The sequence below is a fragment of the Undibacterium sp. Di26W genome, assembly GCF_049340265.1.
Taxonomy (GTDB): domain Bacteria; phylum Pseudomonadota; class Gammaproteobacteria; order Burkholderiales; family Burkholderiaceae_D; genus Undibacterium.
On sequence record NZ_JBMPOR010000067.1, the window covers coordinates 1 to 649 of the forward strand.

At 68.1% G+C, this 649-nt stretch carries 1 protein-coding gene; it reads left to right on the forward strand.

The window, feature by feature from the left end; genetic code table 11:
* Positions 1-18: 18 nt before the first annotated feature.
* The coding region (locus tag ACO0LM_RS28655) for a hypothetical protein (RefSeq protein WP_423042344.1) at positions 19-649 on the forward strand (631 nt) is incomplete at its 3' end.

The window sequence follows — 649 nt, forward strand, 5'->3', positions numbered from 1 at the left end:
GCCGCAGTGGGATGCCGGATGCTGCGCCGCAGCCCATTGGAACAGCGCGCGCTGGCCTCTGCTCAAGCAGGCGAAGCGCTTCGCCATGCCCTGTCTGTTCCGCCTGCCGTCTTCGTGAACGCCAATCGGCAAGTCCGTGCCGTAATGTTGGCCACGCGTCAGATCTCTTCCTTGAGTGTCGTGCGCATCTTGCCGAAGGCCGCCACCGCGGGACCGCTGCCCGAGCGGCATGTGCCCGCGCTGCGCAGGGGCACACCAATGGGGCGGCACGGCGTGCGCCAACCGCGCCGCGACCTGCATGCCAGTGCCGGTGGACCGTCCACGCGCGGGAATGGGCACTTGAGCGCGGTGCGCGCCTTGTCGATGCAGGTCGTGTCGGTGCGTACGTCGCCTGCGCGCCATTCGATTGCGCCGCCAGCGACCGTTGTTCCGACCAGGGACGACAAGCGGCAACAGCGGTGCGAGAGCCGCACGCGCGTTGCCGCCGCAACCGATTGGGCACGCCGCAGTGCGTATCTTTTTGCCGCAGTGGGATGCCGGATGCTGCGCCGCAGCCCATTGGAACAGCGCGCGCTGGCCTCTGCTCAAGCAGGCGAAGCGCTTCGCCATGCCCTGTCTGTTCCGCCTGCCGTCTTCGTGAACGCCAATC